This is a genomic window from Marinobacter shengliensis (assembly GCF_030297115.1).
In the GTDB taxonomy this organism is placed as follows: domain Bacteria; phylum Pseudomonadota; class Gammaproteobacteria; order Pseudomonadales; family Oleiphilaceae; genus Marinobacter; species Marinobacter shengliensis.
Window position 1 is genome coordinate 3,846,796 of sequence record NZ_AP028062.1, and the last position, 24,701, is coordinate 3,871,496.

Sequence of the window (24,701 nt, forward strand, 5' to 3'; positions counted from 1 at the left end):
GATTCCTCGACATCAGTGGGTCAATTAACACTGGCGGATAGCGGACGATCCGCCAGCACGATGGGGTGTCCACGAGAGCACTGTTCGATTCTGGCTTCGATACCATAGGTTTGGGCCAGCAGCTCCGGCGTCAGTACCTGTGCCGGTGAGCCCAGCACGGCCTGGCCGCCGGGAGACAACACCAGAACCTGGTCGCAATAGCGCAGGGCCAGATTGAGATCATGGCTGGCCACCAGGGCAATCGAGCCGGTCCGGCTGGTGGCGTCACGCACCGCATTGAGTACGTTGAGCTGCCAGTGCAGGTCCAGGGCGCTGGTAGGCTCATCCAGCAGCATCAATGGTGTCTGGCGTACCAGTACCTGAGCCAGCCCTACCATCTGGCGCTGACCACCAGACATTTCCGACAGTCGCCGAAGCGCCAGTTGCCGGATACCCAGGGTGTCGAAAATCTCTTCGATCGCCAGCTCGGTCTCTTCCCGGGACCAGTCGCCGCGGGCAGAGCGGCAGGCGCTGAACACAGTTTCGTAGGCCACCAGGGGAATGGCCTGGGGCAGAGGTTGGGGCAGGTAGCCGACACGACGAATGCGTTGGTGGGCAGTAATCGCCGCCAGATTCTCCCCGGCAAAGGTCATGGTGCCGGCAATCGGCAGCAGGCCGGCAATAGATTTCAGCAGCGTGGACTTACCCACAGCATTAGGGCCAACCACGGCCACCAGTGAGCCCGCGGGTATCTCCGGCAGGGTAAGGCCGGTGAAGACGGATCGATTCCGGTAGCCGGCGGTCACGGATTGCAGCTTCAGGGTCACAACGCGGCCCTCCTGCTGCGGCCAATGATCAGGGTGATGAACAGCGGGATACCCACCAGTGCGGTCACAATACCCACAGGCAATACCACTCCCGGCACCAGCAGCTTGCTGGCGATGGATGACAACGACAGCAGGACGGCCCCGGCCAGGGCGCTGCCCGGCAGCAGGAAACGGTGATCTTCCCCCAGCATCAAGCGGGCAATGTGGGGTGCCACCAGGCCGATAAAACCGATTTCCCCAACGAAACACATGGCCGCCGCCGTCAACAGGCTCACCCGCATCAGCACCACCAGGCGCATGCGCTCCACCCGGATGCCCAGACTGCGGGCCTGCTCTTCACCACTGCGCAACAGGGTCATGGCCCAGGCATTACGAAGGGAAAACGGCAGGCACACCGCCAGCACCAGGGCCACGATAGCCACTTTGTCCATACTGGCCCTGGCCAGGCTGCCCATGGTCCAGAACACAATCTGCTGGACCGACTCGGCATCGGCCATAAACTGGATCAGGCCCACCACCGCGTTGATACCGAATAACAGGGCAATACCGAACAGCACCACCGCATGCACCGAAGCGCCCAGGCTGCGTGACAGCACCAGAATCAGTAGCGAGGCGGCCGCAGCGAACACAAAGGCCGACAGAGGCAACAGCACATGGGCCGCCAGCCCCAATACCGAGATATTGAAGGCGATCACCAGTGACGCCCCCAGGGTGGCAGCCGCGCCGACGCCCAGGGTAAACGGGCTGGCCAAGGGGTTGTTCAGTACTGTCTGCATCTCGGCCCCGGCCAGGCCCAGGCAGGCGCCCACCACCACCGCCATCAACGCGTAGGGCACCCGGATGTCCTGAATGATCACCCGGGTGCCGGCATCAAGGCTTTCAGGATTCAACAGCCCGCGAATCACGTCCAGCAAACCCAGCATGGCCGGCCCCGAGGCGATGTCTACCAGCAATGCAGCCACCGCCGCAGTCACCAGACCAGCCAGACACAGTACCCGCCGGAACACAAAACGGCGGTACTGGCTCGCCAGCCCGCCATCCGCCGGTGTGCCTGCCCGGTTGGCGGCAGCGCCTGCACTCGGCGACGTCATAGCGTTTCCTCGCCAAGCGTGATCCAGTAACGACCATCCAGGGGCACCGGTTGAAACTCCCGATAAAAGGTTTCCAGGGTTTGCTCCGGGTCCAGTTCAGACAGCGCCTCCGGGTGCAGCCAGCGAGCCAGCGCCTGAACCGCAACTACGTTCATCGGCGTGTTATAGAAGTGATGCCAGATCGCCATGGCCCGCAGCTCCCGGATTGGCTCCAGGGCCCGAAGCCCGGGCCGATCCGTCGCTCGCCGGAACGACTCGCGGGCCATCGGCCCATCAACACCTGCCCCCAGCATCACATAGGGCTGATCGGCATCGGACACCTGGTACTTGCGCGAACCAATGGCCGTGGCCAGGTAGCGATCGGGAGGGTCACTGAGCAGGTACTCCAGATTCATCACACCGGAAACCCCGGGCACCCGGTCTGCCGCCACATTGCGCCCGCCCGCTGCGTCAATGAAGCGCCCCATCATTCCCCGGACCATGGTTTCGCAGCAGCTGTCATGCAGGCCTAACCGGCTGTGGAGAAACACCCTGGGCCGGTTGTCCGGAGGGATGTCAGATACCACCTCACTGACCCGTGCAAGCTCCTCCCGGTAGAAACGGTTGAACCTCTGCGCCTCCTGCTCTCGGCCAAGCACATCTCCCAGCAGGGCCATACTTCGGGGTGTATTGACCAGGGGCTGCTGCCGGAAATCGACAAACACGACCGCCACGCCAGCCCGCTCTAGGCGCTCAATCAACGCCCTGTTGTGGGCTCCGGGACCATGGCCCTCCAGGCTGAAGATGGCCAGGTCGGCCCCGATGGCCAGCACCGATTCCAGACTGAAACTGTCGGCAGATGCATGCCCCACCTTGGGCACCTCCGCCAATGCGGGAAAGCGTTCCAGATACTGGGCATAACCACCGGGGTCGGTCTGTTCGAAATCCGGCAATATGCCGGCCAGGCGATCAATCGTTGCATCGCCGTCCAGAATGGCCAGCGCCGGTATATAGCGGCTCTCACCCAGTATCACCCGGTCCACGGTCTCGGGAATGGTCACCTGCCGGTCGGCCAGGTCCGTGACGGTTCTCGCCGCCTGGACCACGCCTGCCTGGATCAGAAGAACGCCGCCCAGCAGGGCGGCGACAAACTGTGACAATGCCATCAGCGACCTCAGAACCGCATGGCCAGGCCAAGGCGAATGTCACGACCGGGTTCAGGCATACCAACAATGCCTTCGTAGTCCTCGATATGCTGGTAATCGGCGTTACTGGCATGATCCAGGTACTGCTTGTCACCCACATTCTTGACCGTGAGGGTCAGCCTCAGATCTTCACTGCCGGTAGGCAGCCAGTGAACAAACACGTCGTGTACGCCGTAGCCGGGCTTGTCGATGGTACCCACAGAGGTTTCCAGGCCATCAATACCCTTGACGAACCGGCCCTGCCAGCCAAACTCCAGGTTGCGGTCCCAGCGGTAGGCAAAATCAGCAATCCAGGTGTCGCCCATGGTGTTGCCAAGCAGGTTATGCTCGTAAACGGTCAACGGCTGGCCATCCACTTCGGCATCGTTGCTGTGGAAACTGAGCCCGGCGGACAGCGCCTGCCACTGGTAACCGGTTGAAATCAGATAGCCATCGGACTCCAGGTCACCGATGTTCTTGTAGATGGACTCCCGGAAAGGCAGCAGCGGGTCGGCAATCGCATCCTTGATCTCGGAACGGTACACCTCCGCAGACAGGCGGAAGCGGTCATAGCGGTAGTCGAAACCAACTTCGGTATTGCGGGCCTTTTCCCCCTTCAGGTCGGGATCGTTTTCCGAGCCTTCCAGTTTGAAGGAGTCCTGGGTGGTGGGCCCACGAAATGCCTCGGCATAGCCGGCTTTCAGGGTCAAACCGTCGACCACCTCCCAGGCCAGGTTGGCGTTCGGACTGACCTCATCCTCACTGAAGCGCTGGTCATTGTTGTCCTTGAGCCGGTAGTCATCATAGCGGGCACCGGCACTGAACAGCAGACGGCTAGTGAGCCATACATCACCCTGGAGGTAGATACCCAGCACTTCACCGGTCTGCTGTTCGGCCTTCTTGTCGTCCTCGTAGCCGGCATTGACCTTGTCTTCCCGATAGTCCACGCCGTAGGTGAGGCTGTGCTCGCCGAAACGGCTGGTATTGCGTAGGTCGCCGCCGGTGTTCTTGCTGAACCCGAAGTAGCGACCCCAGCGGTCCTCAACGTTCTGCTCGATGTCGGACTCGGTGTGGTAAACGGTTGCTTCCAAATCCACCAGGGCATTGCCGGAGGGTGCATATCCGTAATTCAGTGTGGTGGTATCCCGGCGGCCATCAAGGTCGTACAGGCGATTGAAACCACTAACGATCCACTGTGGGCGCTGGGGCCGTTCGCCCTTGTCGGTGCGGACTTCGTGACTGAGTTTCAGGGTCTGATCGGCCGGCAACTGGCCTACCAGTTTGGCAAAGCCAAGCTGTTGGCGGGCATCACTGCCGGCAACACGCTCACCATTCCCATCCTTGAAGGGCTCGTGATCACTCTGGCTGACAGACACCAGGGTGCTCCAGTTATCGCTCAGCCGGCCAAAGGCTGTTCCGCTTGCCTTGTAGCCGTCGGTGTTGGAGAAAGAACCCAGCTTGACCAGGGCGCCAGCGTTTTCTCCCGGTCGCAACAGGTCTTCCGGATCCCGGGTCACGAAACGGATTGAACCACCCAGGGCACCCGCACCATCCGTGGCCCGACCGGCCCCGGCGTTGACCTCAACCTGCTTGAGCAGTTCGGGCTCCACCGACAGACGGCCGGAATGATGAAACAGCGCCCCGGCCTGGGTGGCGCCATCCACTGATACGTTCAGCAGGGGATCTTCAAAGCCCCGCACGTAGACTTTCTGGGCAATGCTGTTCGAACCACCCACATTGACATCCGGGCGCCCGGCAAACACATCGTTCAGATCATCCGCCTGGTAACGATCCAGGTTCTGCCGGTCAATGACGATATCGCTGGCAGCTTCCCGCTCAGCGGTCACCTGTATCGCCTCCAGGGACACCGGGTCTGCATGGGCCAGGGGGGATGCGGCCAGGGCAAGCCACAAGGCGTTGCGACGAAAACCACCCACTCGAGATTCAGTTCCTAGATTTGCCATGGGTACTGCGCTCCAATACTGAAAATGATTCCTATTTGGGGCGCATTCTCGATTAGAAAATCGAGGAAGTGAACGACTTTTACATTTGTTACAAACGTGACGCAGGAAACCACAGATCCATTTGAAGCCCCCGGCCGGGCCGATTCCGGGCCTGAATCCAGCCACCAATGGCCTCAACCTGACGACGAGCCAGGGATAGCCCCAGTCCATGCCCGCCAGGCCCGGACTGACCCGTGCGGGAGGCCCGAAAGAATGGCTTGAAGATCAGCTCAAGCTGCTCGGCCGGCACGCCCGGCCCCTGGTCGCTGACCGACAGCCGGTATCCGTTGTCCTGGGGCTCCAGCACGATCCGGATACAGCCCTCCGCCGGGGTGTAGTGACAGGCATTGCGCACGACATTCTCAACCGCCTGGGCTATGGCCCGGTGACTGCTCCCCGCCAGCATGGCCTGATCAGGCAATTCGGCCACAATCCTGCGGCTGGGGTTCTCGTAGCGGGCATCCTCAACGATGGTGTCCACAAGGTCGGTCAGGTTCAGGTCTTCGTTGCCCAGGTCCGGCTGTTCGTTCTCGAGCCAGGCCAGGGTCAGGGTATCTTCCACCAACGCCCGCATCAGATCACACTCCCGCCGGATACGCGGCAGGAAATGATGAGTATCAATGCCTTCCTCAACGCAACTGACGGCCATATCGATCCGGGTCAACGGGGTTCGCAACTCGTGAGAGAGGTCAGCAATCAGACGGCGCTGGGACAGGATCAGATCGCCAATACGCTCCGCCATACGGTCAAAGGTATCTGCCAGGGCGGTGAGTTCATCGTTACGATTGCCCAGCAGGGCACGCACCCGGGTTCCCAGATTACCTTCACTGAACTGACGGGTAGCCAGTTCCAATTGCCGGATGGGATTCATCACATGCCGGTAAATGACCAGTGACAGCACCAACAGCACCACTAACGGCAAGGCCACTTTCAGGAACAGTTTCATCTCCGGCAGGTAGGTGCCCGGGCGCATCCGTTGCGGCAGGGTAATCAGAAAATGGGTATGGCCATCGGCAAAGGTCATGTCCATGATCGGGTTGTCCGCGAAGTAGAGATGGATTTTCCACTCTACGTTCCGGCCAAGACGAAAGCCTTCCATAAACTGCCCGGACAACTCACTTCCAGCCAGGGGCTGCACCGACGACCGCACCACCGCCGCCCAGGTATCCTCCTGCACCTGAAGGTTCTCCAGCCAGTCTGCCAGCGCCCGTTCATCGCCGGATAGGTATAGCCGCTCGGCCGTTCGCCCCCATTGCTTCAGAGTGTCCTGATGGTGCTTGGCGATAAAACTCATCTGCTGTTCGGTGGTGGCCCCCAGAAAGGAGATCACCCAGACCAGCACTAGCGTACCCAGGGCCAGGGTGCCGCAAAGGCGCCACCAGAGTTTGCGGCTCACAGAAAACAGTACCCCCGGCCATGGACAGTCTGCAGGCGGTCCGCCGCCATGCCGGCCTCAACCAGCTTGCGGCGCACCCGGCTCAAATGCATATCCAGACTCCGGTCGTAACGGCTGAACTCCTTTTCCAGAACCACCTGGTACAGATAGGGTTTGCTGAGAGTCTCCGACTGGTGCAGAACCAGCATCCAAAGCAGTCGAAACTGGATGGGCGTCAGGCAAATTGCCTCGCCGTTGCAAACCACCGACAGACTTGCGCGATTGAGCGTCAGATTACCAACCACCAGTTCCGTGGGGTCGGCACGCTGGTCGCCTGCCTTGAGGGTGCGCCGGAGCAGTGCTTCGATCCTGAGCAGCAATTCGGTAAAGCTGAACGGCTTGGGCAGATAATCGTCCGCACCCTGCTGGTAACCCAGGATACGCTCCTCCTCCGCGCCACAGGCGGTCAACATCATGACCGGCGTCTGGCGGGTCTTTCGCAGGCGCTCCAGGACATCAAACCCGTTCATCCTGGGCAACAACACATCCAGCAGGATCAGGTCCAGCCGCAGGCTGAGCGCGTCAAGCAGGGCCTGGTCGCCCTCAAAGCACTGTTGAACCTGATACCCCTTGCTGGTCAGCAGCCCTGATAGCTGATCGCTCAGGGTCTGGTCGTCTTCAACAATCAGGATTCTTGGGCGGGACTGGGTACCAGAGGACATTACCGGGCAACCTTAGCTTATCAATTCACCTTATCATATGCAGTTGATTATCATTTATCAATCACACGACTACCAACGTTGAGACTTATTCCCGAGAACCCGAAATAACCAGGAATTCTAATAACCAAAGCGAATATCATATACCGCCATATTATTGGCCTACCCGAGGTCTGGCCCAGTAAATTAGCTGTTCTATCATCCAGTTAATCCGGGCAGACCACTCCATGAAAACAAGATTCGCTCTGACCTTTGCGTTGCTGCTGCCGGCCTTGCCGGCGCTGGCTGACGACCAGGCAAACGCCGCGCAAACCGCGCTGCTCGCCGCTTCCTGCGCCAACTGCCACGGTACCGATGGCAAGCTGGCCGGCGTTATCCCGGCCATCGCCAACCGGCCCGCCACGGCGCTTGAAAACCAGCTGATGGAGTTCAAGCACAGCGACTCCACCCGGGCCACCGTCATGCCGCGGATTGCCAAAGGCTATTCCGATGACGAGCTGAAAGCCCTGGCCCAGTATTTCTCACGCATCGGCTCCGCCCAGCAGCGCTGATTATCACCACGACAGAAGAATCGAGACCATGACCAAATCAAACATCAAGAATCAGGGCCTGAACTCGTCCCGTCGTGATCTGCTCAAGTTGATGGGCGCGGCCTCTGCCTTGCCTCTGCTGGGCGCCTGCAGCAGCCTTGGCGGGTCCGCCAGCAAAGATCTGTCTGCACGGGTCGTGGTGGTGGGCGGCGGCTTTGGCGGCGCCACCGCCGCCAAGTACCTGAAGCGAAACGCACCGGATCTGGACGTTACCCTGGTTGAACCCAACAAGGTGTTCTACACCTGCCCGTTCTCGAATCTGGTACTGGCGGGCATGCGCACCATGGACAGCATCAGCCACAACTACAACGAGCTGCGTGAGCTGGGTGTCCGGGTAGTACACACCACCGCCCAGGATGTTGACCCGGTTTCCCGCACGGTCAGCCTCGGCGATGGCAGCAGTATCCGTTATGAGAAACTGCTGTTATCACCGGGCATTGATATCCGCTGGAACGCCATCGAAGGCTATGACCAGGCTGCTGCAGAACAGGCGCCCCATGCCTGGAAGGCTGGCGACCAGACCCGATTGCTGCGTCGCCAGATCGAAGCCATGGATGATGGTGGAGTGTTCGTACTGACCGCCCCCGCCAACCCGTTCCGGTGTCCGCCAGGGCCCTATGAGCGCGCCAGCCTGGTAGCCCATTACCTGAGCCAGCACAAACCCCGCTCAAAGGTGCTGATCCTGGATGCCAAGGACAACTTCTCCAAGCAGGGCCTGTTCATGCAGGGTTGGAAAGACGTGCACGGCGACCGCATTGAGTGGGTCGGGCTGTCTGGCGACGGCAAGGTGGTTCGTGTTGATGCCGGCAAGCGGGAAGTGGAAACCGAATTCGGCACCATTCACAAGGCCTCAGTGCTGAACGTGGTGCCACCCCAGAAGGCCGGCTTTATTGCTGACCGGGCGGGCGTAACCAATGAGTCCGGCTGGGTGCCGGTGGACCCGGTTACCTTCGAATCCACCCAGGTAAAAGATATCTACGTGGTGGGCGACGCCACCATTGCCGCCCCGATGCCGAAGTCCGGCTTTGCCGCCAACGCCCTGGGCAAGGTGGCCGCCGCGGCCATTATTGCCGCCCTGGAAGGTCAGCGGCCGCTGGAGCCGTCCTGGGCAAACACCTGTTACAGCCTGATCAACCCGGAATACGGCATTTCCGTGGCTGCGGTGTACCGGATTCAGGAAGGCCTGATTCACGAGTCGTCCGGCGGTGTCAGCCCCAGCGATGCCAATGCCACCTTCCGCAAACTGGAAGCCGATTACGCGTCGGGCTGGTACAGCGCCATCACCCAGGACACCTGGGGCACGCGCCGCTAGGCCGGGACGATGGGCAACCTGTTTGCAAACCACCTGAGCGCCGTGCTCTGGGCCGGCGCCCTGATTGGCGTGGTATACGGCATGATCGCCCAGTGGAGCCGGTTCTGCCTGTTGCGGGGCCTGTTTAATCGCTGGCAGCAGAACGACAGCCGCCGGCTAAGGGCCTTCGCCCTGGCCATGGCGGTCGCGCTGGTCAGCAGCCAGTGGCTGGCCTGGCAGGCAGGCATCAACCTCACCCGCACACCTTACCACCCGACCAGTTTACCAGTAGTCGCCCTGCTTGTTGGCGGCCTGCTGTTTGGCTATGGCATGGCCCTGGCCAACGCCTGTGGCGCCCGCTCGCTGGTGTTGCTGGGCACTGGCAATCTGCGCTCGTTACTGGTGCTGCTGGTTCTTGGCATTGCTGCCTATATGACCATGTCCGGCGTGCTGGCTGAATTCCGGTTATGGATGGAAGATCTGTACCGCCCTACCCTTCCTGCCACCGATCTAACCCTTGTGACGGCGCCCCTGGGGCTCGACACAGAGACCGGTCGCCTGGTTCTGGCGGGCCTGCTTTCTCTGGCGCTGACTGCCTGGGCGCTGTCTTCCCGGGCATTCCGAACCTCGCCCCGGGACTGGTTGGGTGGGCTGCTGATCGGGCTTCTGGTTGCCGCCGGCTGGTGGATCACCGGGGTGCTGGGCGCAGACGACTTTGACCCGGTTCGGCTGGCGTCTCTCACCTTTGTCGCACCGGTTGGCGACAGCCTGCAGTACCTGATGCTCTCCACCGGCACATCACTGCGCTTCGGGGTTACCGTGGTGGCGGGCATTGTGGCGGGCAGCTTTCTGGTGGCGCTACTCACCCGGGAATTCGTCTGGCAGAGCTTCACCAGCCCGGGCCACAATGGCCGTGCCATCGTCGGCGGATTCCTGATGGGCGTGGGCGGCATCATGTCGATAGGCTGCACACTGGGCCAGGGGCTCAGTGGCTTTTCCACCCTGGCAATTTCCAGTTTTCTGGCCCTTGCCGGTATAGTAGCAGGCTCACGCCTGGCGCTTCGTTTCAGTGGCGGCATTGCTGCCAGCCGCTAAGCGCACGGCCAATGGTTCTGATCAATTCGAGGTAGTCATGATATCCCGTTTCCTGCTCGCCGCTTTTGCCCTGATGTTCGTGATGGGTACCGCCAACGCCGATCAGCGTTGGCAAAGGGTAGAAGCCGTGACCCAGGCACTCGACAACCGGGTACCTGAACTGGAAGGCCTGAGCCTTGAGCTTCCCCTGGTGGCGGAAGACGGCAGCAGCGTTGCGTTGTCCGTGTCGTTTACCGGCAGCCTGGAAGATGGCGAACACATCGAAAAGGTCCGCCTGTTTGCGCCCGGCAATCCCCGCCCCGAGGTGGCCGATATTACCCTGAGCGCGCTGGCTTCACCCGCCAACATTGCCACCCGAATTCGCCTGAGTGAAACCCAGCAGGTGGTGGCCCTGGCCATCACCAACCAGGATCGCGCCTTTCTCACAACCCGGGATGTAAGAGTGACGGTCAGTGGCTGCCTGGTGGGCGGCGGCGATGCGTCTGCCATTGCCATGGCCAATCCACGCCTGGCGCTGGCCGGCAGTGTTCGCAAGAGCCAGCCGGTGACGGTCAGGTCGCTGATCAATCATCCAATGGAAACCGGACTGCGGCCGGATGGCCAGGCCGATGACAGCATTGAACAGCAGCTGGTTGAATCGCTGACCGCCACCCTGAACGACGAGCCGGTACTGACCGCCCGCTTTTTCACGGGTACCTCCGCTAACCCCTACCTCCAGTTCCAGCTGACGCCGGAAGAAGAAGGCGAACTGAAGCTGGTTTGGCAGGATCAGGAGGGTGAGCAGATGGAAGCAAGCCAGCCTATCAGGTTCTGAACCGCACCCGCAGCTGGCGTCATTCGGCCAGGGCCTCCTTTAGCAGTGACTGAAGGTGGTCTGGCAGTTTGCCGGCCAAATTCAGGGCCGCCTCGTGGCCCCGGGGTGTCATCTTGCCCCAGGTTCGGCGCACGATGCGCAGCCACTTCTCTTTGTCGTAGTCCGGCTTTTCCTCGAAGAACTGCGCAAAATAGCGTTCCAGAAACACCATGCACGCCACGTCTTCCAGTAATTGAGTGTCTTCATCCTCCCGCAGCTTGCGCTTGGTCAGAATCAGCTCCACCCGTTCGCATTCCTCCGGCGGGTAGCCACATTCGGCCATGATCTCCGCGGCCCGCCGGCCATGCATGCGGCCACAGGCCTGGCGCCACTGATAGTAATTTTGCCGGCCCTCCCCGTAATCACTTCGGGGCATGGTCCAGCGCTCGATATGCTGGGCCCGGCAGGCAATCTGCATACGCTCGGAAGGCTCCGGTTCCAGCGCGAACAGCCAACGCGTCATGTGCAGGCTGTAGGCATATTCCCTGGGCAGTGTTTCTCCCTCTAACAACTCCCGATTCGGATCGGCCAGGTTAGCTTGATCAATGGCGCTCAGGGTGCAATCCAGTTTCTGGCTCATGATTACCTTTACAGTTGGTTCATACCTGGGCGGAGGGCCGGGCCTTGATCCGGTCATACCAGGCTTGCAGGTTGGCCTGTTCCGGCTTGATGCGGATATTCACCACCCGGGCAAAGGCGATGGTGGTGAAGGCATTGATGTCTGCGGCGGTAAAGCGGTCGCAGCAGATGTACTCTTTGCCGTCCAGATGCTTGTCCAGGAAGTGCATGAATTTCTCCACACCCTTCCCGCATTCCTCGCCCCACTCTTTGATCGGGTTCATCCGGTCCTTGAAGTATCCGGTGGTGTGCTGGAAGCACATACCGGTGGGCATGAAGAAATAGAATTCCAGCCAGCGCAGCCATTGCTCCACCAGCGCTTTTTCGACCGGGGTTTGCCCCAGCAGTTTTGGCGTGTCCGGATAGGCTTCTTCAAAGTAACGGCAAATGGCCATGGTTTCCGCAATACAGGTGCCATCGTCCAATTCCATGACCGGCACTTTCTTCATCGGGTTGCGGGCTACGTATTCCGGTGTCAGGTTCTCGCCTTTTTCGATATCCACCTGTACAAACTCGGCCTTGTCCAGAAGGCCCTTCTCCGCCATGAATATGCGCACGCGACGAGGATTGGGGGCAGACTTGGTCTCAAAGATTTTCATATTGTTATTGGCTCCGTTGATCTGACATCAAGGCCTTGAGAGTGAACGGAAAAAACGGTTGCGTCAAGCAACTGCTACTGGCCCGGCAACCATTCCCGAATCTGCCGGATAACCCAGGCTGGCTCGTCCAGGGGCAGGTCGTGACCCGCATCCGGATGCAGTTTCAGGGTCCAGCACCAGCGCTTTTCCAGCTCCGCACTGCACTGCCAGTGCACAATCCGGTCCCCTTTGCTGGCCAACAGCAAGGCATCAGCCATCGGTGCCCTGGTTTGAGGCTTATAGCGGGCTGCTGCTGCCAACTGCCGTATCGCATTGTGGAACGACACCGGGCGCTGACGCTGAATGCTGTACCAGGCTTTGCAGAGAGACAACGGCACCTCGCGGTTGGAGGTCAGCTCAAGGATATCCCGCTCCCGGTGGAACAGCTCCCGCCTGGCCAGCAATCGAAGTACCCGGGGCCAGATGCCCGGCCGCATCCTGCGCCAGGGCGGGCTGAAGCCTGAACTGGTGTTGATCAGAACCAGATGCTGCAGTTCACCGGGCTCAGCATGCTGCGCCCAATCCAGCGCCACCATTCCGCCCATGGACAACGCCACGATGGAGAACGGGCGCGGGATATGACCAACCTGCTCAAGCACCTTCTGACGGATACCGGCAATGGTGCCGGGGCTGTCGTCCCGATAGTGAATACCGGTACCGGGCAGATCCACCAGATGCACCTGATCATTCGGCATTGCCGTCCGCAATTGCTCGACAAAGGGGCCCCAGTGAGCGTGTTCACGCGTCAAACCCCTGAGCAGTATCCAGTGCATATCATCGGGTATCCCTGTACCAGTGCATGATGGCCGCTTCTCTCAGCATGGACTGCTGCTCACCGGTGGGCAACCAGTTCAGGTGACTGGCCGCCGCACTGATCAGAAAGTCCATCCAGGTCAGATGGCTGCGCAGTACGCGCTGATGCCGGTGTGGCACCAGCGGGTTGAAAAATCCATCCAGCCGGAACAGTTGCCGTGGGCGTTTGCGTATCCAGCGCCAAGACCCCATTTCCAGGGTCAGGGGTAGAAACACACCACTGTTTTCCCGGTTTACCTGTTTGTAGAAATAGTCCCACAGATCGCCATGGGTCAGGTAGTGGGCAGACTGGGGCTCAAACCGGTAGTTGTGATTGGGGTAGGCCTGCTCCCAGATCAGTTTAAGCGCCATAACCGAATCAATACGTCGCATCGGGCGGCGGCGATAGGCATAAGGAAACCAGATCTGGTCCTGCCAGCCAAAACCGGAATGGCAATCCAGTGCCAGACTGAACGGTCGGTTTGGCAACAGGTCCTGAATCACCGCTTCCAGCGCCTGATTTTCCACTTCCATCCCCTGCTCTGGCCGGCCCCGATACCAGGGTAGTCGAGACGACCATTGCTGGCCGCCCAGTAAAAAGGCACTGCCATCCTGCGCGGTAATGGGCGCGTTGCGCATCAGATCCACTCCGCTGGGATTGCTGCGCTGGTTCAGATACATGCCACCGGGGTTCATGATCGGTAACAGGGTAATGTGGACTTTCTCAAGCAGGGCGTTGAGATGCTGGTCCCAACCCAGGCGAGCCAACAGGGAATCCAGCCAGGCCATCACCACCTGGCTGCCAATACGTTCCAGCCCATGCACCCCGCCCACAATCAATACCACCGGCACATCCGTCGCGGGCGTGCCAAGATCCACCCGATAGATCGGCAACCCCATGGGGCCAACAACCACTCGGCCAGCGACCTGCGTGCTGACGAAATCCGGTGCTTCAGCCAACTGTCGCTCCAGTTGTACCAGCTCCGGCAGGAAGGTTCTGAGCAGTCGTTTTTGATGGCGATCCCGGCTGGCCTGCTCAGCCGGAATGACGCTGTGGGGAGTCAGTGCCCGTAGTTCGGTCATGGTGCAATCTCTGGTCGCTGAGCCCCGGAGTTTACCTGCGGAATGCTGCAATAGATTGACAGCGTTACAGCCCCAAATATGCAATACAAACTATTCAGGAAGCGATATGATTAAAGTATCTGCCCCGATACTGATGGCGGTTTAACTTTCCATGTTCAGAACCCTGTTGCTCTCTGCGTTTTTCCTGCTCTCGGCCTGTTCTGACCAGGCGCCAACGGATTCACCAGAAACCGACGCTCCGAACCAGGCCGACCTTTCCAGTGCCACTCCCGAGCAGGCGACAGCCGCCGGTGCCGCCATTCGGCGCGTGATACTCGCCGCGGACCCATGGTGCCCCCACAACTGCCTGGCAGGCGCGCTGCAGGAGGGCTACATGGTGGATATTGCCAGGGAGATCTTCGCGGAGGCGGGCTACGAATTCGATTACCAGAATTTCGGCTGGGCACGCTCGCTGCAGCTGGCACGGGAGCAATTGATTGACGGAGTGGTTGGCGCGCTGAAAGGCGATGCACCGGACTTCATCTTCCCCGAGACCAGCCTTGGCGAAGCCCGAATTACGCTATATACCCACCCGCAAAGTCAATGGGAGTATGACGGCATTGACTCCCTGCAGGGCAAGACATTACTGGTGATTAACGGGTACGCCTACTCTCCGGAACTTGATCACTATATCAGCGAATACACGGATGATTCCGAGCGGATCTGGATTCTGTCTGGCCCGGCACCACTGGCCCGAGCCCTCCAGCTTCTGGAACGCGAACGCACCGACGTGTTTGTTGAAGACAGCGCCGTGATGTCTTGGTTCCTGGCTCAAAACACGTCCATTGCCGCCCCCAGAAACGCGGGGCTAGCCTACGAGGCCCCCCTGTTTATTGCCTTCCCGCCGGAAAACCCTGACGCAGCCGAACTGGCAAACCTGTTGGACAGCGGCCTCGCCCGGCTGACGGCCAATGGCAGGCTCGCCGCCATCCTGTCGGCTTACAGGCTCTCTGAACCGGACTTATAGGCGGTAATAGTGTCACCGGACGCGGTCCGCAACAGCAGCTCGCCATGGCGGCCAATTCGGCCATCGACCACCTCTGACATCAGGTCAAGAAACCGCTGTTCCTGGTTCATCAATGCCGGCGCGCAGGCCATCAGTGTGGTGGCCGGCGGCGTAAAGCTCAGGCCTTCTCCGGTCAGCCGGAAACCGCCGGAATAGCGGTTACAGGAGGCCCGGCCCGCAACCCGCCCCTCGTCAAGAAACTCGATCGTGATCCGGGACCGGTCGATGATCCCGCTGCCTGCAAGATCCTCAACAACCCATTCCGCACCGCGGAACAAACGTTCCCGGTCACCACCGCAGCCCATGAAGGTTTCACCGTCCAGAGTCAACCGAACCTGCGCCGGATACTGGGCCCCGGCCATGTCGTCCTCGCACAGCTGGTGGGCTATACGGAATTCCATTGCCTGACCGTCGAACCGTGCCTCGTAGGTTCGCCCGTGCCGGTTGGCCAATGTTTCATTCAGCACAATCTGCTCGCTGAGCTGCTGATCGTAAGGACGGCTCAGGGTCATCTGGTTCTGCTCAATCTGCACCGACCAGAAGGGCTCGGTACCGATGGCACGAAACGAACTTTCGATGGCCCCCGGCTCCAGGCACTCGGGATAGACCTGCCCGCGCAATGTCAGTGTGCCCCGCTCTCCCTTGCCCCAGAAACTCGTATCCGGGTCGCCCGGCGCCTTATAGAGTGCACCGGAGGCGGCCACTGCCGGCTTCAGAAGTACCCGCTTGTTCAGGTACTCCAGCCCCACCAGATCACTGCCTTCAGAGCTGGTCATCCGGACATCCAGCTGGCCGCAGCGATATTGGCCAAAATCGGACAAGCCCTCGGTTTGTGGATGGGAGGCACAGGCTGCCAGGGTGAGGCCCGTCAGCGCCACGACGGACAACGGCAATACTCGTCGCAAAAACATGAACACATCCTCTGTTGTTCCACACTACAGGTCGCTAGTTTAGAGATTCCCGGCCCGATTAACCATCATTGCGGGCACGGGAACCTTGCATCCCGGAAAACAACCGTCGACGTGTCTCAGACAACCAGCGAAGCGGATTACTCCTGACCGCTGGGCTGTGGTACCGCAGTCATTTTTGTTCCATCGGCCGTTTCAAGCACCAATCGGCCGTCAGGCTCGAACTGATAATGCCGTACATCCCCCAGCAGCTTCAAAAACCGGTTTTCCTGCTGCATCAGAGGTTCAGGGCACGCCATGCGGGTGGCCGCCATGCGAGAGAGTTCAAGCTGGGTGCCATTGGCATCCCAGCCACCCTGGTAGCGGTTGCAGGAGGCACTTCCGGAAACCCGCCCTTCGTCAGTAAAGGCGATGGTGACATCGCTGTCTTCTGCCACCGGGTCGCCGTCAATTTCCTCGACCTGCCACTGACTCCCTGCCAGGTTCATGGTTTTTCCCGTCGCCCGCTCCTGGGACAGGGAACATCCCCATAACGACCCGGTGACCAACAACATAGCGAGGACATTCTTTGCAAGACTCATATAACCCCCTGAAACTTATGGAACAACCCTCACAGTCTACGCCTCGCCTGGTGGGAAATCGCTGACAGAAGAGTTAATCTTGCGTCATCAAAACACCGGGAGCACACCCATGACCGTCAAGCTCTATCAGTTCTGTATTTCCCACTATTCGGAGAAAGCCCGCTGGGCACTGGACTACAAAGGTGTCAACTACAAGCCGATCAATCTGCTCCCGGGCCAACACGCGCGAACCATCACCCAAATGACCGGGGCGGATTCCTCGGTGCCGGTGCTGGACCATGACGGCCAGATCGTTCAGGGTTCAGCGCAGATCGTGGATTATCTGGACCAGATGTTCCCCGACAACCCTCTGACACCGGAAGACCCCATACTTCGTGAACAAGCCCTGGAATGGGAAAAAAAGCTGGATGAACAGGCTGGGCCTGCCATTCGCACCTGGGTCTATCATTACTTTCTGCAACGGCCCAAAGTGGTGGTTCCTTTGCTCGCCGCCGGCACCCCGTTCTATAACCGGATTCTGCTCAGCCTGGCCTTCAGCCGGGTGGATGAGATCATGCGCAAGTGGATGAAGATCAACCAGAAAACGGCAGATGCGGCGCAACAGACCCTGGAGCAGCTGGTCACGGAACTGACCGACATCTACCGCCAGCGGCCCTACCTGGTGGGCGACCGGTTCAGCCGGGCAGATCTGGCCGCTGCAGCCCTGCTGGCGCCGCTATTCCAACCGCCCCAGTATCCGGTGCCCTGGCCAAAGCCCGCCCGTATTCCCAAACCGGTACAACGCTGGCTGGAAGAGTGGCGCCCCAAACTCGAGCCGATCGAAGCCCTGTACCAGAAGCATCGCTGACGGTGTTCGTGTGTCGGAAACCGCCACTTGCGCTGACGTAATAGGACAACGTGTTTGGCGGTAATTGTGCCAAGATAGACCCTGAACAAGAACAACACCGGGTTCCTTAATGGCACTGATAGACATGATGAAGGCGGTGCTGGAAAACAGCGGCCTGCTGGCACTCTGGCAAACCGTAGCCCCTTGGCTGGCACTGGATGAGCGCCAGCTTATTTTTGTGGTAGCCACACCGATTTTCGTCGGCGTTACCCTGTGGGAATACCTGAAAATCCGCCACGACCCGGCGCTGATGGATACCCGCGAGGCGGTCCGGAATTTCGCCCTGGGCGCTGGCTACCAGACCACAGAGCTGCTGTTCGCAGGCATCATCGCTTTTCCGGTTTATGCCCTGTGTTATCACTTCCGACTGTTCGACCTCGAGCTCAACGGGCTCACTGCCTTTCTGACCTTCCTGGGTGTCGACTTCTGTTTTTACTGGATGCACCGGGCCAGTCACCGGATGCGCTGGTTCTGGGCCGCCCACGTAGTGCACCACTCGTCAGAGCGGATGAACTTCTCAACCGCGATGCGCCAGAACGCCACCAATATTTTCAACGGCATGTGGATGTTCTATCTGCCGCTGGCACTGGTCGGTTTCAATCCTGTCTGGATTGGCGTGGCCTATGCGTTCTCCCTGGTCTACCAGTTTTTCATTCACACCACGCTGGTAAAGAGGCTGCCCGGCTGGTTCGAAGCTGTGTTTAATACCCCAAGCCATCACCGGGTGCATCACGGCCGCAACCCCGGCTACATCGATCGTAATTATGGCGGCACGCTGATCATCTGGGATCGACTGTTTGGCACCTTCGTGGACGAAGATGCCAAGGACCCGCCCGAGTACGGCATCACCCGCCCGGTGGCCTCAAATAACCTGATTGTGCTCTGGACCCACGAATACGTGGACCTGTTCCGCGACATGCAGCAGCCAGGCGGACTATTGTCTCGACTCAAACACCTGTGGAAACCGCCGGAGTGGCAACGCCCGGCCGCAAAGGAACCCGGCCAGGACCATGCGCAAACAGACCCTGCTACTGACAACCCCTGACAACCATCAGATCAACGCGACCCTGTTTGAACCAGAGCCGTCACCCGACTGCTGCCTGATCATCAGTCACGGCATGGCCGAACATGGCGACCGCTATGCGGCCCTGGCCTCCTGGCTGGCCGACCAGGGCGTGGCGGTCATCAGCTATCACCATCGCGGCCATGGCCCGGGCAGTGGTCACCCGGGACACTACGCAGACTCGGACGGCTGGCAGAAAGTGGTGGACGACCTGAACCAGGTGGTCCACTGCGCCCGGGAACAGATGCCGGGCATTCCGGTCGCCCTGCTGGGGCACAGCATGGGTTCGTTCATTGCCCAAAGCTACGCCCAGCAATACGGCCAGAACCTGGATACACTGATCCTCAGCGCAACCAACCGAATCCACACAGCTGAACTTCGGTTCTCGCTGCTACTGGTGCGCCTGATACGTGCGTTGCGTGGGCAGCGGCACGCCAGCAAGACCATTGCCCGGATGACGTTTGGCAAATTTAACCGGATGTTCAAACCCAACCGCACGCCCTGTGACTGGCTCAGTCGGGACCCGCATCAGGTGGATCTGTACCTGGCCGACCCCTGGTGTGGATTCGAATGCACCACCGGGCTATGGCAAGACTTTATCCAGGGTATGCTGTCGATCAATCCCGCCCGGTGGCGCCCGGACCTGCCCGTTCACCTGTTCGCCGGCACCGATGACCCGGTGGGCGAAATGGGCAAAGGCATACGCCGCCACTTTCAGGCCATTCGGGAGGCCGGCGTGCAACAAGTCACCCTCCGGCTGTTTGAGGGCGGGCGTCACGAAACGCTGAACGAAACCAATGCTGAGGTGGTCTGGCAGCATCTGCTGCAATGCTTGCCCGGCCGAAGCCAGGGCCTCCGCCGCGACCAGGCCCTGGCAGGCTGACATCACCGGCATGGTTTCTGGCCTGTTTGGCCGCAGAGCCTGCCACCGGATACCGCTAACCTGATCAGACTTCAACGCCACCACAAGGTAATGATCAGCGTGAGTATCGAACAAGAACATTGGGTGACCAGCGGTGACCTGCTCCTGTACGCCAGAGTCGAAGGTAATCCCCAGGCCACGCCATTGGTATTGGTACACGGCTACCCGGACAACCACAGTGTCTGGGACAGGGTGACCGAGCAACTGAAAAAGGATTATCTGGTCGTCCGCTATGACGTTCGGGGCGCTGGCCGCTCCGACAAGCCAGCCAGAACCAGCGCCTATCGCATGAAGTGGCTCGCGCAGGACCTCAAGGCCGTGGCTAACGCGGTGATCCCGGATCGCAGCTTCCACCTGGTGGCCCACGACTGGGGCTCTATCCAGAGCTGGGAAACGGTGACCACCGGAGCCCTGGACGGGCGCATTCGATCCTACACTGCCATTTCGGGACCTTGCCTGGATCACGTGGGCTACTGGTTGCGGGACCAGATCATGGCACCCGGTTCCGGGGGCACCACCAAGGTCCTGAAGCAGCTGGCCAGCTCCTGGTATGTGTTCATGTTCCAGTTGCCGGTGCTGCCAGAAACCCTGTGGAAGGCCGGCCTCGACCGCTTGTGGCCGGGGTATCTTCGCAAACACGAACAGATTGCCGATGCCCAGTTCAGCGAATACCAGAAAGCCGACGGCCGCTATGGCGTCAAACTCTACCGGGCCAACTTTATTCGTAAGCTGCTGCGACCAGAGCCGAGGCTGGCAGGCTGCCCGGTGCAGGTGATCATCCCCACCCGGGATGCCTATGTGGGCCGCCAACTCACCGAGAACCTGGCCCGCTGGACCGGCAAGCTGACCCTGCAGGAACTGGATACCACGCACTGGGCACCCATCACCGAACCGGCGGCCGTGTCACGGTCGGTACGGGAATTTGTCGAAGCCCATCGCTGATATGGGCGACCGCCACAACGCAAAAGGCCGCTGAAATTCAGCGGCCTTTGAGGCAGTTGCCAGGCGGGAATCGTTCAGCGGGTGCCGTACACCACCATGGTTTTGCCCTTGACCCGAACCAGGCCCTGGTCTTCCAGCGTTTTCAGGACGCGGCCCACCATCTCCCTGGAACAACCAACAATACGGCCAATCTCCTGGCGAGTGATCTTGATCTGCATGCCATCGGGATGGGTCATGGCGTCTGGCTCCTTGCACAGGTCCAGCAGGGTGCGCGCCACCCGGCCTGTCACATCCAGGAACGCCAGGTCGCCAACCTTGCGGGTAGTCTGGCGCAGGCGAGAAGCCATCTGCTCGCCGATGAAATACAGCACCCTCGGGTCCTGCTGGGCGATCTCACGGAATTTGGTGTAGCTGATCTCCGCCACTTCACACTCGGTCTTGGCCTTGACCCAGGCGCTGCGGGAATCCATGTTATCAAACAGGCCCATTTCGCCGAAAAAGTCTCCGGCGTTCAGGTAGGCCATGATCATCTCGCGGCCATCATCGTCTTCAATGATGACGGTGACGGAACCTTTGACGATGTAAAACAGGGAGTCGCTTTTGTCACCGGCATAAATAATGGTGCTTTTGGCGGGGTAACGCCGACGGTGGCATTGGGAAAGGAAATAATCCAGGTGTTTGGTTTTCTGCTCAACCGGCTTGACGATGGTAGCCATAGTGCGGGACATGCCTCCTCAGAGTCTGGCGATTCCTGATGTTTTTCTGCCCCGCATTTCCTTGCGGGTTTCGCGATTTTTATTGTTTGCAGCGCAACTTATAACAAGAAGGTCATCTTTCGGCAACTCGAAAGCGGATACAAGATGTATCTGGGATCAATGCCTCTTTGGTCGCAAGGGGTAGCTGTCGCCACTATCAGACTGTGCTAGCATCCTCCATCAGGCTCCGGAGCAACCTTCATCACATCCGGCCATGAACCCTCACCCATGGGAGAACCCGATGAAAGCAACCGTCGACTGGACCGGCAATGCCAGTTTCAGGGCTACCAGTGGCAGCGGCCACAGCGTGCAGCTGGACGGCCCACCCGATCACGGCGGCGAAAACCTCGGGCCACGCCCCATGGAAATGCTGCTGATGGGCGTGGGCGGCTGCTCGGCCTTTGATGTGATGAGCATCCTGAAAAAGAGTCGGCAAGACGTCACCGCCTGCCATGCCGAACTTGAAGCAGAGCGGGCCGATGCCGTGCCGGCTGTCTTTACCAAAATACACCTGCATTTTGTGGTTACCGGCCACAACCTCAAAGAGAAGCAGGTCGAGCGAGCGGTCAGCCTGTCTGCTGAAAAATACTGCTCAGCGTCCATCATGCTCGGAAAAGCCGGTGTCGAGATCACCCACAGCCACGAAATCCGCGCCGCAGAGTAAGCGATTTCCGTAGCCAGCGCGCCCCATGCCGCCGTTGGGGCCACTGTAACCAAAAATGTCATTGTAGATACTATTCATTGACACACACGGTATGCATAATACGCAACTTTCTCCGCAGGTCTGCGCAAAAGGTGAGCAATTATTATGGAAACCAAACTCCAGCTGCACGGTTTCAACAACCTGACCAAATCCCTGAGCTTCAACATCTACGATATCTGTTACGCGCAGACCGAAGAGCAACGTGAAGCCTACATTGACTATATCGACGAGATGTACAACGCCGAGCGTTTGACCCAGATCCTGTCTGACGTGGTCAAGATCATCGGCGCCAACATCCTCAATATTGCACGCCAGGACTACGAGCCCCACGGTGCCTCTGTGACCATGCTGATTGCCGAGCATGAACTCACCGACAGCGAAGCCAACAACGAAGAATCTCCGGGCCCGCTGCCCGACACCATCGTAGCGCACCTGGACAAGAGCCATGTGACCGTTCACACCTACCCGGAAAGCCACCCTCATGATGGCGTCAGCACCTTCCGCGCCGATATCGACGTGTCCACCTGTGGCCTGATTTCACCCCTGAAGGTGTTGAACTACCTGATCCACAGCTTTGACTCCGATGTGGTCACCGTGGACTACCGGGTACGTGGCTTCACCCGTGATGTCGATGGCACCAAGCACTATATCGACCACGACATCAACTCGATCCAGAACTACCTGACCGAGGACACCCAGAACGCCTATCAGATGATCGACGTGAACGTGTATCAGGAAAACCTGTTCCATACCAAGATGATGCTGAAAGAGTTTAACCTGGATAACTATGTGTTCGGTGTGAATGCCGGCGAACTGGACCCGGCCGAAGCCCAGTCCATCGAAGACCGACTGCGCCGCGAAATGCTGGAAATCTTCTATTCCCGCAACGTGGAATAAGCTCGTTCAGCGGTGGCATCGTGCCACCGCTGAACTTCTTCAGTTTTTTTGATCTGCCCCGCCAGAATTCTGCGTTTTCATCCTTCGTCTCTCCCCGGTTTAATAGAACCATCATCAACGAGAGGAGGACGACATGACGCTTCGCTCCCTGAAACAAATCATTCCCGCCCTGGGCACCTCTGATGGCGCCGGCGTAAAAATCAAACGCTCACTGGGTCAAAGCCAGGCCATTCGCATGGACCCTTTCCTGATGCTGGATGAGTTTGGCTCCGACCAGCCCCAGGACTATATCGCCGGCTTCCCTGCACACCCGCACCGGGGCTTCGAGACGGTCACCTACATGATCGAAGGGCACATGCTGCACGAAGACCACCTGGGCAACCGTGGCAACCTTCGTAATGGTGGCGTGCAATGGATGACCGCCGGCCGGGGCATCGTGCATTCTGAAATGCCGCAACAGGAATCCGGTGTCATGCGCGGCTTCCAGTTGTGGCTGAACCTGCCGGCAGCCGAGAAAATGAAGCCAGCCGGCTACCGGGATATTCAGCCCGAAGACATCCCCGTGTTCAACCAGCCCGGAGCCTCCGTAAAGCTGATTGCCGGCGAGATGAACGTCAGCAGCGTGCAGGTATCCGGCGCCGTGACCGGCGGCACTACCGAACCGCTATACGCCGACATTCACCTTGAGCCCAATGCCCAGCTTTCGCTGCCCGTGGCACAGCCCCTGAACGCCATGCTGTACCTCTACGAGGGCAACGCGAGCCTGGTTACTGGTGAGGCACAAACCCAACTTCGGCTATCGGCTGCCAACCTGCTGGATGACGGCGATGAGATCCTGCTGGCGGCTGGCCCATCCGGTGCCCGGCTGCTGTTGATTGCAGGCCGCCCGATAGGTGAGCCTATTGTTCAGTACGGACCATTCGTGATGAATACCCGTGAGGAAATCGAGCAGGCACTGAGGGATTACCAGACCGGTCGCTTAACCGCCGCCTGAACATCAGGCGAAGGTTCGGCCCGCCATCAGGCGTTGGATCATGGGGCGGATAATCAGCTCCATGGCCAACGCCATCTTTGGCCCCGGAATCACCAGCGTGTCGTGGCGTGACAGCGTGCTCTGGGGAATGGCCTGCAACAGCCAGGAAAAGTCCACCTCGTTGGAGTCGCGAAAGTGGATCACCACCATGCTTTCATCTTCACTGGGCACATCCCGGGCGATGAAGGGGTTGGAGGTATCCACCAGCGGTATCCGCTGGAAGTTGATGTGGGTATGGGAAAACTGGGGCACGATATCGTGCACGTAGTCTTCCATGCGGTTGATGATGGTCTGTACTACCGCCTCCTGACTGTACCCCCGCTGGTTGGTATCCCGATGGATTTTCTGGATCCATTCCAGGTTTACAATGGGCACAACGCCGATCAGCAGGTCAACGTACTGGGCAATGTTGTAGCTTTCGCTGATCACTCCCCCGTGCAGCCCTTCGTAGAACAGCAGGTCCGTGTCTGCCGGCAGTGGTCCCCAGGCGGTGAATGTCCCCGGTTTATGACCGGCCTCAACCAGCTGGCGATCTTCATCGTGAACGTACTGGCGGTATCGTCCGTTGCCGGTATGGCTGTAGTCATAGAACAAAGCTTCCAGACGGTCGATATGATTGGCTTCCAGGGCGAAGTGGTTACGCTCGCCAAACTGCCCCTTGGCCGCCAGCCGGGCCATCTGTTCCCGGGTGTACCGGTGGAAACTGTCCCCCCCCACCATGGCGGCGTTCAACTCCTCACTGGCAAACAGCCGCCTGAAAATCTGGCCGGTGGTGGTCGTGCCGGCCCCGGAGGAGCCGGTCACCGCAATGATAGGGTGGCGTTTGGACATAATGAGCAAATTCCCGGA

The 24,701-nt window shown here is 59.6% G+C and carries 26 protein-coding genes; 12 read left to right on the forward strand and 14 right to left on the reverse strand.

Annotated features, from left to right (window positions below):
• Window positions 1-20 precede the first annotated feature (20 nt).
• The 6 genes from QUE75_RS17685 to QUE75_RS17710 all read right to left on the reverse strand — a co-directional run bounded on the left by QUE75_RS17685 (window position 21) and on the right by QUE75_RS17710 (window position 7,160).
• On the reverse strand, window positions 21-806 hold the full coding sequence (locus QUE75_RS17685) for an ABC transporter ATP-binding protein (RefSeq protein WP_138435886.1): 786 nt from the start codon (window positions 804-806) through the stop codon (window positions 21-23).
• Window positions 803-1,897: a FecCD family ABC transporter permease gene (locus QUE75_RS17690; RefSeq protein ID WP_106693945.1), complete on the reverse strand. Its 1,095-nt coding sequence runs from the start codon at window positions 1,895-1,897 to the stop codon at window positions 803-805. The genes QUE75_RS17685 and QUE75_RS17690 overlap by 4 nt, the downstream gene beginning before the upstream one ends.
• Window positions 1,894-3,042 (reverse strand): ABC transporter substrate-binding protein, encoded by a 1,149-nt coding sequence (locus tag QUE75_RS17695; protein ID WP_286252132.1) that lies wholly within the window; start codon window positions 3,040-3,042, stop codon window positions 1,894-1,896. The genes QUE75_RS17690 and QUE75_RS17695 overlap by 4 nt, the downstream gene beginning before the upstream one ends.
• Window positions 3,043-3,050: 8 nt before the next feature.
• The gene (locus tag QUE75_RS17700) at window positions 3,051-5,024 is read right to left on the reverse strand and encodes a TonB-dependent receptor domain-containing protein (RefSeq protein ID WP_286252133.1); all 1,974 of its coding nucleotides are present in this window, start codon (window positions 5,022-5,024) and stop codon (window positions 3,051-3,053) included.
• 88 nt (window positions 5,025-5,112) lie between these two features.
• A complete protein-coding gene (locus tag QUE75_RS17705) occupies window positions 5,113-6,459 on the reverse strand; it encodes a sensor histidine kinase (protein ID WP_106693948.1) in 1,347 nt (448 codons plus the stop codon).
• On the reverse strand, window positions 6,456-7,160 hold the full coding sequence (locus tag QUE75_RS17710) for a response regulator transcription factor (protein ID WP_106693949.1): 705 nt from the start codon (window positions 7,158-7,160) through the stop codon (window positions 6,456-6,458). The genes QUE75_RS17705 and QUE75_RS17710 overlap by 4 nt, the downstream gene beginning before the upstream one ends.
• Window positions 7,161-7,384: 224 nt before the next feature.
• On the opposite strand from QUE75_RS17710, the gene QUE75_RS17715 reads away from it, so the two are divergent.
• From QUE75_RS17715 to soxZ, 4 genes are read left to right on the forward strand one after another with little or no spacing between them, the layout of a single operon-like run.
• Window positions 7,385-7,708, forward strand: a complete 324-nt coding sequence (locus QUE75_RS17715) for a c-type cytochrome (protein ID WP_058091478.1) — start codon at window positions 7,385-7,387, stop codon at window positions 7,706-7,708.
• 28 nt (window positions 7,709-7,736) lie between these two features.
• Entirely contained in the window at window positions 7,737-9,059 is a 1,323-nt protein-coding gene (locus tag QUE75_RS17720; protein WP_286252137.1) for an FCSD flavin-binding domain-containing protein, read from the forward strand.
• A gap of 9 nt (window positions 9,060-9,068) precedes the next feature.
• Window positions 9,069-10,133, forward strand: coding sequence for a YeeE/YedE family protein (locus QUE75_RS17725; protein ID WP_286252139.1), 1,065 nt, complete (start codon window positions 9,069-9,071; stop codon window positions 10,131-10,133).
• Window positions 10,134-10,170: 37 nt separating this feature from the next.
• Window positions 10,171-10,947, forward strand: a complete 777-nt coding sequence (gene soxZ, locus QUE75_RS17730) for a thiosulfate oxidation carrier complex protein SoxZ (protein WP_286252140.1) — start codon at window positions 10,171-10,173, stop codon at window positions 10,945-10,947.
• A gap of 19 nt (window positions 10,948-10,966) precedes the next feature.
• Here soxZ and QUE75_RS17735 read toward each other — a convergent pair whose 3' ends face one another.
• The 4 genes from QUE75_RS17735 to QUE75_RS17750 form a co-directional block, all read right to left on the reverse strand.
• Entirely contained in the window at window positions 10,967-11,566 is a 600-nt protein-coding gene (locus tag QUE75_RS17735; RefSeq protein ID WP_286252142.1) for a DUF4202 domain-containing protein, read from the reverse strand.
• A gap of 19 nt (window positions 11,567-11,585) precedes the next feature.
• Window positions 11,586-12,203 (reverse strand): glutathione S-transferase family protein, encoded by a 618-nt coding sequence (locus QUE75_RS17740; protein ID WP_138435894.1) that lies wholly within the window; start codon window positions 12,201-12,203, stop codon window positions 11,586-11,588.
• Between the two features lie 74 nt (window positions 12,204-12,277).
• On the reverse strand, window positions 12,278-13,015 hold the full coding sequence (locus QUE75_RS17745) for an alpha/beta fold hydrolase (RefSeq protein WP_286252144.1): 738 nt from the start codon (window positions 13,013-13,015) through the stop codon (window positions 12,278-12,280).
• Window position 13,016: 1 nt separating this feature from the next.
• A complete protein-coding gene (locus tag QUE75_RS17750) occupies window positions 13,017-14,117 on the reverse strand; it encodes a M14 family zinc carboxypeptidase (RefSeq protein ID WP_138435896.1) in 1,101 nt (366 codons plus the stop codon).
• A gap of 151 nt (window positions 14,118-14,268) precedes the next feature.
• Here QUE75_RS17750 and QUE75_RS17755 point away from each other — a divergent pair, with 151 nt between their 5' ends.
• Window positions 14,269-15,123 (forward strand): substrate-binding periplasmic protein, encoded by an 855-nt coding sequence (locus QUE75_RS17755; RefSeq protein WP_286252147.1) that lies wholly within the window; start codon window positions 14,269-14,271, stop codon window positions 15,121-15,123.
• On the opposite strand, the gene QUE75_RS17760 is transcribed toward QUE75_RS17755, so the two are convergent.
• Window positions 15,096-16,073, reverse strand: a complete 978-nt coding sequence (locus QUE75_RS17760) for an META domain-containing protein (protein ID WP_138435898.1) — start codon at window positions 16,071-16,073, stop codon at window positions 15,096-15,098. The two genes, QUE75_RS17755 and QUE75_RS17760, sit on opposite strands and share 28 nt — an antisense overlap.
• Window positions 16,074-16,210: 137 nt before the next feature.
• Window positions 16,211-16,651: an META domain-containing protein gene (locus tag QUE75_RS17765; RefSeq protein WP_138435899.1), complete on the reverse strand. Its 441-nt coding sequence runs from the start codon at window positions 16,649-16,651 to the stop codon at window positions 16,211-16,213.
• Between the two features lie 109 nt (window positions 16,652-16,760).
• Between QUE75_RS17765 and QUE75_RS17770 the strand changes: the two genes are divergently transcribed.
• The 4 genes from QUE75_RS17770 (at window position 16,761) to QUE75_RS17785 (ending at window position 20,464) form a co-directional block, all read left to right on the forward strand.
• Window positions 16,761-17,498: a glutathione S-transferase family protein gene (locus QUE75_RS17770; protein ID WP_138435900.1), complete on the forward strand. Its 738-nt coding sequence runs from the start codon at window positions 16,761-16,763 to the stop codon at window positions 17,496-17,498.
• Between the two features lie 109 nt (window positions 17,499-17,607).
• The gene (locus QUE75_RS17775; protein ID WP_286252152.1) at window positions 17,608-18,582 is read left to right on the forward strand and encodes a sterol desaturase family protein; all 975 of its coding nucleotides are present in this window, start codon (window positions 17,608-17,610) and stop codon (window positions 18,580-18,582) included.
• A complete protein-coding gene (locus QUE75_RS17780; protein ID WP_286252154.1) occupies window positions 18,548-19,483 on the forward strand; it encodes an alpha/beta fold hydrolase in 936 nt (311 codons plus the stop codon). The genes QUE75_RS17775 and QUE75_RS17780 overlap by 35 nt, the downstream gene beginning before the upstream one ends.
• 90 nt (window positions 19,484-19,573) lie before the next feature.
• Window positions 19,574-20,464, forward strand: coding sequence for an alpha/beta fold hydrolase (locus tag QUE75_RS17785; protein WP_396631671.1), 891 nt, complete (start codon window positions 19,574-19,576; stop codon window positions 20,462-20,464).
• Between the two features lie 74 nt (window positions 20,465-20,538).
• Here QUE75_RS17785 and crp read toward each other — a convergent pair whose 3' ends face one another.
• Complete coding sequence (gene crp, locus QUE75_RS17790; protein WP_007153756.1) at window positions 20,539-21,180, reverse strand: cAMP-activated global transcriptional regulator CRP; 642 nt, start codon at window positions 21,178-21,180, stop codon at window positions 20,539-20,541.
• 280 nt (window positions 21,181-21,460) lie between these two features.
• On the opposite strand from crp, the gene QUE75_RS17795 reads away from it, so the two are divergent.
• The 3 genes from QUE75_RS17795 to QUE75_RS17805 all read left to right on the forward strand — a co-directional run bounded on the left by QUE75_RS17795 (window position 21,461) and on the right by QUE75_RS17805 (window position 23,813).
• Window positions 21,461-21,883 carry an OsmC family protein gene (locus QUE75_RS17795; protein WP_286252158.1) on the forward strand — a complete coding sequence of 141 codons (423 nt, stop codon included), beginning with the start codon at window positions 21,461-21,463 and terminating at the stop codon, window positions 21,881-21,883.
• A gap of 144 nt (window positions 21,884-22,027) precedes the next feature.
• Window positions 22,028-22,819: an adenosylmethionine decarboxylase gene (gene speD / locus QUE75_RS17800; protein ID WP_061330812.1), complete on the forward strand. Its 792-nt coding sequence runs from the start codon at window positions 22,028-22,030 to the stop codon at window positions 22,817-22,819.
• A gap of 133 nt (window positions 22,820-22,952) precedes the next feature.
• The gene (locus QUE75_RS17805; protein ID WP_286252161.1) at window positions 22,953-23,813 is read left to right on the forward strand and encodes a pirin family protein; all 861 of its coding nucleotides are present in this window, start codon (window positions 22,953-22,955) and stop codon (window positions 23,811-23,813) included.
• A 3-nt stretch (window positions 23,814-23,816) separates the two neighbouring features.
• Here the strand turns inward: QUE75_RS17805 and QUE75_RS17810 are convergent, their stop codons facing one another.
• On the reverse strand, window positions 23,817-24,683 hold the full coding sequence (locus tag QUE75_RS17810) for a phosphoribulokinase (RefSeq protein WP_230712873.1): 867 nt from the start codon (window positions 24,681-24,683) through the stop codon (window positions 23,817-23,819).
• Between the last annotated feature and the right edge of the window lie 18 nt (window positions 24,684-24,701).